Below are 7,818 nucleotides of genomic sequence, written 5' to 3' on the forward strand. Positions count from 1 at the left end.
CTATTGTAATTGACTCATGGGAGGTTGTGGGTATCGAAGGTTTGACCACTGCAGGGTTTTATGGGCCGCTTGGCAGTGGCAGCCATGAAACCCATAAAGATTTCGTGGCCAATCCCATAAATGCGGTCGTCGTTTTGCAGGATCCTTACAAAGAAAACAATCCCGATTCCAAGACCCTGGTTATCCTGACCAACAGCCCTGCAAGTAAACCGTTAAAGGTCTATGACGGGTATGATCCCCGCAGCGAAATTGAAAACTCCCTGTTTCGGGAAGCAAAGCAGGCGTGGTTCATCCAGAGGCCTCCACAAAATACCAAGGCTGCTTTTAGAGCCCATGCGTATCTAACCATCTTGACCATGGCCCTGACCACTGCCTATCAAGGCTGGATGGATCAACAGGATAAATTGGAACAGAACGGCCAAGATACCGGAATTCGTAAATTCCGGGAAAAGGTCAAGGAAGAAAACGGCAACAAGCTTATAATCTTTGACCAGGACCGCTACGCCATCTTTGATGCCTATGAGGTTTTCATTCTCTGCGGTCGTAATGTTCTTATGCCAACCGGAGTTCCTGAAAGGATCACCAAAGAAGATATATTACAAAAGTACAGTGTTCAGCTGGAATGATTTTATTCCTGAACTTTACTGCTCTTTCCTGAAATTCTCCCTCCACCTTTTTTGAGTACTGCTGTTGTCAGAGACAATCTGCCAGCCTCGTTGTTCGAATTTTATACCCCATAAATAATCTGCGCTGTTGCCGTCTCAATCCTGGCTATGGTGGTATTTTTACCCATAGCTTGAGAAAAGACGATCACAGCTTGCCTCTGAAGGCTCAAAAGAGCCTCCTGTGCTGCGTCACAAAATTCGCCTGCGCTTATATGAAATATCCAGTGTATTCATTCTGTCCTTGACAAAAAGGTGGGGCCGTACTAAAAAGAAGAAGCTTTTCTCGTTTTATTTTTTTATGATACCAAGCCTTGGTTTTTTATATTTTTCAGGAGGCTTTAGGCAGTCTTTTAAGGCAAATCAATTTATCCTTAATATTATTAATTAAACAGAGAAAATAGGAAAGGAGGTTAGGCTTTAGATGTCAAAAAATCACATGTTGCGGACCAGGCTTTTATTTCCAGTTATGTGATTTTATATGGTACATTTTTTATTAAAAAATCGTTGCTTTATCATTATTAAGAATGAATCCCTGTTTCAGGGATTGAAATTTACAAGAAACAAGAAATAAATTTAAGGAGGTTTGCGATGTTGATGATTGAAACCCCCCCGCCTCATGGAGGGAGACTCGTAGAAAGGGTTGTAAGAGATCCTGAGATGGGGAAGAAGTTGGCAAAAAAATGCGATGCTGCCTATGACATCAAACCCACTCTGAGTGACGGCGTTCCCATAAGAAATGTCTACAGGGAGATCATGTCTATCTGCTATGGCTTCTTTTCTCCTGTTGAGGGGTCAATGAAAAAGGCAGAGGTTGAGAGGATTTTAAAAGAGAGGAGATTATTAAACGATTGGATTTTCCCTTATCCTTTGGTCTTTGACATCACTGAAGAAGAGCTTAAAGACCTGGGTGTTACAGCAGGAGACAAGTTGCTTCTGAGGCTTAAGGGAAAGCCCTTTGCAACGCTCGATATTGAAGAAATCTGGAGAATTGATAACCCGGAAGAGCTTGCCCACAAGACCTTCGGAACTCCTGAAGATAACCCGGAAGTTGTAAAAGAGGCATTCAACGCAAAGATGCCGGGCTGGGTTATCTACAAGAGCCTAAATCCGGTTGTATTGGCCGGCAAGTACACCATCATCAATGAGCCCAAGTTCCTGTCGCCCTTTGACCGGTTCTGGTTTCCGCCCAGGAAATCCAGGGAAGAATATGTCAGGAGGGGATGGAGGACCGTCATTAACCATCAGACCAGAAACGTCCCGCATATCGGCCATGAGTTCCTCATGAAGAACGCAGCCTATACGGGCGACTTAGAACCCTGCCACGGCATCCAGGTAAACGCCATCATTGGTGTCAAGAGGGCCGGAGACTATCCGGATGAGGCGATCATTGAAGGTCACGAGGCGGTAAATCTCGGCGGCTACATCAAGCCCGAGAGACACCTTGTAACATTCACCCTGTGGGACATGAGATACGGAAATCCCCTTGAATCCATGTTGCACGGGATTATCAGGCAGAACATGGGCTGCACCCATCACATGTTCGGAAGAGATCATGCCGCCGTGGGTGAGTATTATGATATGTGGGCTACACAGATACTCTGGGGCAAGGGAATTCCCAGCTTCGGCTTCCCTGCTCCCATCACTGACGTGCCCTATGGCCTGAAAATCAGGCCTCAGAATATGAAAGAATTCTGGTATTGCCCTGTGTGCAACGAGATCGCATACAGTGAATGCTGCGGTCACACCAAAGAAAAGCAGAAGTTCAGCGGGAGTTTTATCAGGGGCATGGTGGCAGAAGGTATCTTCCCACCTAAGGTTATCTTCAGGCCTGAGGTATATAAGGTTATCGTGAAGTGGTGGAAGGAATTCGGCTACCCATTCTGCAATGCCAAGTATGTAACAGAAAAGGAACAGAGATTAGAGGTAGATTTACCTGATATGGATGTATAAGGAGGTGAAATATGGCTAAATATATGGCTGTCCTTCTTGATGATAAGAGGATGGATGCAGTCAAGGGAAGCGGCCTTGAAGACAAGATAGACAAGATGTTTGGCGGGGCACTGAATGCGTTTACTGTAGAGATCTCTGATGAAAAGTCAAAAGAGATCCTTGATACGTATTTTACCGCAAGAGTAGATTCAAGGGGTTTCATAACAGATGTACCCATTGCATTTAACAGGGCCCTGTTTGAAGAGATATCCAAGGCAAAGTCTCTTGGCGATGAGGTAATAGATGTAGTTCTGGCCCGCACGGACGAGATAAAAGAGGCTGCAGCCAAGGAATCGGAGTATCTTCCTGCTCCTGAGATTTAAGGCCTTAGTAGCCAATAACAAAACAAAATCATTAACGCGGTGGGCACCTTCTTAGTAGGATGTCTGCCGCGTTTTTGTTTACACAAACAAAGAATTTCCTAAACTCCGCACTATTTAGGCATTAGCAAGCAATTTAAATCTTTCAACATTATCCAACTCTGTTGATAATCAAATGAAGCAGCAAAAACACCTGACAGTGTAGCCTGTTTATAATATGATGCCTAATAGGCATCATGAGTTTCATAAGATACAAAAAATTTGGAAACAAGGAATACGCCTATGAGGTAGAGACCCACTGGGACCCTGAGGCAAAGATACCTGGGCAGAAAACCAAATACTTAGGAGTAGTCGTAGATAAGGAAAAGAAGATCTTTGAGCGTCCCAGGCAGAAGCCCCGGGAAAAAATAATACTTGATTTTGGGGATGGCTATCTAGTCCAAGAGTTTTTGGGCTATATCCAGATTTCTCAAACGTCCATTTCCTTCTATATACCGTCGTTTCAGGGAACATCGTCATTTTACAGGGTTCTAAAACAGGCTGGGATCTGTGCCGGAATATTGAGGTCGCCAACCATGAGAAAAATGATGCCAGAAAAGGCATCCAATGTCCGAAATCCGCTTGCCCTGTTTTTGGCTATCTTGATAATTCTGTTCAACCCTTCTGCAATGGCATTGGTTAATCTTGTATCCGCAAACGGCAGCAGGCGATCTTCTTACCATGCTGAACCTGAGGGTGCCGACGGCGAGAGAACGCCGACTTTTTACCTCTGGCTCAAGAACTATATGTGGGGCGAAATCGTCCCCAAAAACCGTTGAGAGATTCGGATTGACCCTATTTTGGTATTGGTCCTGCTAAGGCCTTCGGCTGCGGCTTAATGTTGATCAGTCGTGCAAACAAGACCGCTTATTAGGAGAAAAAATGAAACGAAAATTTACTGCAATCATTGAACGTGAGGGTGACGGGTATGTAGCACTGTGTCCTGAACTCGATATCGCGAGCCAGGGAAATACAATTGAAGATGCTAAATTCAATCTCCGTGAGGCTCTAGAATTGTTCTTTGAAACTGCGTCAACAGAGGAAATAAATGAGCGCCTTTCAGAGGAAATCTATATAACGCCATTAGAGGTAGCCGTTGGGTAAGCTTAGAATCCTTTCCGGTCGTGAAGTATGTACCATAACTTGCAAGACGACCTCCCACAAAAACGTACGCAAGAAGCCTTCCGTATTGGTCTCTAAGATTGTTGGGTTCGTATTCCAAAGTACACTCGAATCCCTCCGCAAGTCGCTTCAAAAATTCTGTTGCCTCTTCGCCAAACCTCTGTACAGGAATCTCTGGGTGGTGTAATTCGGGAGCATCTACTCCAATCAAGCGAACCGTTTCGCCATTATCAAGTACTATCGTATCGCCATCGAGGACGCGAGTAACGCGGAATGGACCTCTGGAAGGAATGGACGGAACTACTGCGGATGATGATTTTACCTCAGCTTGTGTAGATGTGGTCGGAGCATTTTTCGAAGCTAAATCAGATTGTATTTCCCTGTCCGCCTGTCTATGGAGTATGAACATTCCCAAAATGACAGTTGCCGCAATTATTACGACCGCTATTAAGAATCGATCACGTAAGAATCGCATCCTCAAACTCCAAAAAAGTTTTATCCAATGTTTCGGATAGTTTCTTTATCTATGTCCTCTAAACAGGGATGGGCTCACCACACCGAAGGGCCGAACCCGCAGCGCATCGGCTAGTTGGCCTCGTTTCGGATCGATCCAAGACTGACCGGCCCGGCCGGCCGCTTTCTCATTTATCAACTCCTTTATTCGCAGGCCATGAATCTCGCTCATTGCAAAATCAAAGTAGCTCATCCCTTCAGAACGGTTTTTCTGGGCAAGATAGATATCCCTGATAACCCTTTTTCAATACCTCCAGCAAGGCATCATGTGCCCCGAGATTCAGGCCCAGTTCCTGCCATATTTTTTCATACGGTCCTTTCATTATTTTTCTTCATATTATATGATACCCGCCTTAAGCAAGCTGGGATCACACGCTGATCACCTTGTCTGCGAGCTGCAGGCTTGTCACAATATCCAGCATGTTCGTGGTCTCATCCACCCTTTTTTGATCCAGCAGGTTGAAGTGTGTGAGGCAGGTGCCACACACAAGAATGCTTATACCCTGGGCCTCAAGTTGCTGTATGACAGGCAAGGTCCTGGCCCCTTCAACCGTAAGCTTTATCCCGCTATTAAGGAAAACGATTCTCCAGAGCGACTCTCCCATCTCGTTGAGCGTATTTAAAAAATTGAACATGAGCCCTGCTCCCAGCACATCATCTCCTGAGCCCAAGGTATTCTTTGGAATCAGGACCAATGTCTTCTTGCTCGACGTAGCCGGTTCCTGAGCGGCAGATTCGCTAATGGTTTCCTCAGACTTTTCAGCCTTGATCTCAAAGTCATCGTCCTTTTGCTCAAGAGACGCACTGAAGCCCTGGCTTTCGACAAAACGAAGAACATTCTGGGCCGCGGCGGCATTGTCAACTACCACTGTAAATCCCGGGGTCTGGGGATTAGCTTCAATAAAATCCTTGGTCCTTAGCACTGGCTGGGGACAGTCAAGCCCCCGGCAATTCAATGTTTCCATAAAACCTCTCCTGCTTGTATCCGGACTATTTCGCCATGCTATGCGATACATGCCATGAATCGGTCCCCCTTTTTCGGATTTCAGGGCTTCATGGCAACACACGAATTGCATCTGATATAAATGTAAGCTGCCTATGGCATGACTCATTTTAAATAATGGAACCCTTAAGACTATTAAATTACTATAGGATAATTTATGTTTTCTGGCCGGATGTCAAATAGATAATATTGATCATACACTTGATTATCATTGAAGATTTCGATAAAAAGAAATCTGGAAACTAAAAAATTCGTTTCATCCGGCCATCACATTTCCTGGGCCGTCGGGGCAACAGTAATTAGTAAGAGCCCATTCTGGAAGATCGCAAAAAGTGCTTATCAGGCAGCAGCTAATGATAATCCAGGATAATTCTGCAAAGTTGAAAGGCAGGGTATCTTAATAGCTCCATGCCACATGTGTAACGTTCGGAAGCCATAAGATATTTCAGGGAAGGGGGATATGATCTTCTTTACATGGCCTCTGAAGGACTTACCTTCACGGGATTCAAACCTGCTTAGCCAGACTCCTGTAAGCTTTGTTGCTGTGGAGAGGCCCACTATATCTCGGAATTTTTACAGTCTAATCATTGATTACACTGCAAAAAGTCTTGAAATATGATTCCGCTCAAAAAGCCCGAGACCTGCCTGCCGGCAGGCAGGTGCAAGGCGCGAAATTTTCCAGAAATGAGACGTACTTGGCGTACGTCGCAGTGACTGGAAAATTGAAGCAACACCGCAGATTGGGTTTTTTCAGCGGAATCATCATTAGATATCTTTTATGCTCTCTGATTATTCATGTTTAATTTGATAAAATAGACCTCTTTTATGACGTGTAGATTCAATTTTATTGTCTGCTTCCAATATGTCAAGATATTTATTAATTTCATTAATATGTGATCCAATAATCTTTACAAGATCATTAAGAGTGCATGGTCTTCTGTATATTGTTTCTAAAATTGCAGTTTCTATATCTTTTCGATAAGACTTAATATCTTTCCGTTTAGAAACAGAAGCAATAATTTCTACATTATTAAGTTTCCAGTAATCTACTATCTGTTGTAATTCTATTCTGGTCGCTGCTCGAATATCAGATACAGCTCCTGGCCTATCAAGCGTGTTTAATTGTATGATTTCGGGTTGGATTTTAGTAAATGCTTGTTTAAGTAGTTTTAAATCTGTATTGTTGTCGTTATAACCAGGAATAATAAAAACTTCGAGCCATATTTTGCCTTTATAGTCATTTCTGAAGTCTTGAAGACCTTGTATGTACTCCTGAATATTAAGCTTATGAAATGGCCTGTTTATCTTTCGGAAAGACGACTCTGATGCAGCATCTAATGAAGGTAGCACAAGATCTGCGTTAAGTAATTCTGTTCTTACCTGTTTTTGATAGAACAAGGTTCCGTTTGTTAAAACGGCAACCGGAATATCTGGTTTCCTCGATTTGATAAATCGTAATACATCGCCAATGCGCGAATTAAGAGTGGGCTCTCCGGAACCGGAAAAAGTAATATAATCCGGATTAGGATTATTACTAAAATAATTATCTAATTCCTTTATTACATCATTATAAAGAACATATTCTTTTCTTTTTAGAGTTAAATTTGTAGTACAACCGCATTCACAATAAATGCAATTGAGCGAGCATACTTTATGAGGAATAAGATCAATGCCCAAAGACATTCCTAAACGCCGCGACGGTACGGGACCAAAAAGATATTTATACATAATTAATTTCTTTAAAAGAAGATATCGTAACTTCTTAATAATCCAGGGCTATTTTGGATTCCCCTCTCACCCTGCCCTCCCCCCTCAGGGGAGAGGGCAGGGTGCCTCAATTTATTGAGAAGTTACAAAATATCTATCGTGCGGCAGATGTCAAGGATATGAATCTGGAACATTGGTACCCCGTCTAAACATACAACCCGTGAACTCGATTCATCTCTCCCATTTCAGTGCCAAGCGCCACAAATTTTTCTTGACACTGATGCGGCTCTTTACCTATTGTAATAAGACGTTACGCGATGCCCCATTTGGCTTAATAGAGCGTGTCCCGTAAATCATATCAGCCGAAGATTTCGATTCGGCCAAATTTTGGCCTTATGCCCCTCTGGACTTTCTGGAAATGCTGATTATTGAGATTCATTGTCATAAGAGCCTTATTCCA

9 protein-coding genes and 1 pseudogene are annotated in these 7,818 nt (G+C 43.5%); 5 read left to right on the forward strand and 5 right to left on the reverse strand.

Translation table 11 applies throughout. From position 1 onward, the window contains the following. Positions 1-26 precede the first annotated feature (26 nt). The 4 genes from C4B57_02840 to C4B57_02855 all read left to right on the forward strand — a co-directional run bounded on the left by C4B57_02840 (position 27) and on the right by C4B57_02855 (position 2,977). Positions 27-626 carry a hypothetical protein gene (locus tag C4B57_02840; protein ID PXF55572.1) on the forward strand — a complete coding sequence of 200 codons (600 nt, stop codon included), beginning with the start codon at positions 27-29 and terminating at the stop codon, positions 624-626. A gap of 220 nt (positions 627-846) precedes the next feature. Then, positions 847-1,053 carry a hypothetical protein gene (locus C4B57_02845; protein ID PXF55573.1) on the forward strand — a complete coding sequence of 69 codons (207 nt, stop codon included), beginning with the start codon at positions 847-849 and terminating at the stop codon, positions 1,051-1,053. Between the two features lie 200 nt (positions 1,054-1,253). Then, the gene (sat, locus tag C4B57_02850; protein PXF55574.1) at positions 1,254-2,615 is read left to right on the forward strand and encodes a sulfate adenylyltransferase; all 1,362 of its coding nucleotides are present in this window, start codon (positions 1,254-1,256) and stop codon (positions 2,613-2,615) included. Positions 2,616-2,626: 11 nt separating this feature from the next. Continuing rightward, the gene (locus C4B57_02855) at positions 2,627-2,977 is read left to right on the forward strand and encodes a hypothetical protein (protein ID PXF55575.1); all 351 of its coding nucleotides are present in this window, start codon (positions 2,627-2,629) and stop codon (positions 2,975-2,977) included. Positions 2,978-3,494: 517 nt separating this feature from the next. On the opposite strand, the gene C4B57_02860 is transcribed toward C4B57_02855, so the two are convergent. Further along, a complete protein-coding gene (locus tag C4B57_02860) occupies positions 3,495-3,680 on the reverse strand; it encodes a hypothetical protein (GenBank protein ID PXF55576.1) in 186 nt (61 codons plus the stop codon). Positions 3,681-3,895: 215 nt separating this feature from the next. Here C4B57_02860 and C4B57_02865 point away from each other — a divergent pair, with 215 nt between their 5' ends. Continuing rightward, complete coding sequence (locus C4B57_02865; GenBank protein PXF55577.1) at positions 3,896-4,117, forward strand: hypothetical protein; 222 nt, start codon at positions 3,896-3,898, stop codon at positions 4,115-4,117. On the opposite strand, the gene C4B57_02870 is transcribed toward C4B57_02865, so the two are convergent. From C4B57_02870 to C4B57_02885, 4 genes and pseudogenes are all read right to left on the reverse strand, one after another. Beyond that, the gene (locus C4B57_02870; GenBank protein ID PXF55578.1) at positions 4,005-4,610 is read right to left on the reverse strand and encodes a hypothetical protein; all 606 of its coding nucleotides are present in this window, start codon (positions 4,608-4,610) and stop codon (positions 4,005-4,007) included. The genes C4B57_02865 and C4B57_02870 overlap by 113 nt on opposite strands. Before the next feature lie 162 nt (positions 4,611-4,772). Then, positions 4,773-4,971: pseudogene (locus tag C4B57_02875) on the reverse strand (3-hydroxyacyl-ACP dehydratase). 45 nt (positions 4,972-5,016) lie between these two features. Then, entirely contained in the window at positions 5,017-5,613 is a 597-nt protein-coding gene (gene yedF / locus C4B57_02880; protein PXF55579.1) for a sulfurtransferase-like selenium metabolism protein YedF, read from the reverse strand. 827 nt (positions 5,614-6,440) lie between these two features. Then, entirely contained in the window at positions 6,441-7,379 is a 939-nt protein-coding gene (locus C4B57_02885; GenBank protein PXF55580.1) for a radical SAM protein, read from the reverse strand. Positions 7,380-7,818: the final 439 nt, after the last annotated feature.

Source organism: Deltaproteobacteria bacterium (assembly GCA_003194485.1).
Taxonomy (GTDB): Bacteria; Desulfobacterota; Dissulfuribacteria; order Dissulfuribacterales; family UBA3076; genus UBA3076.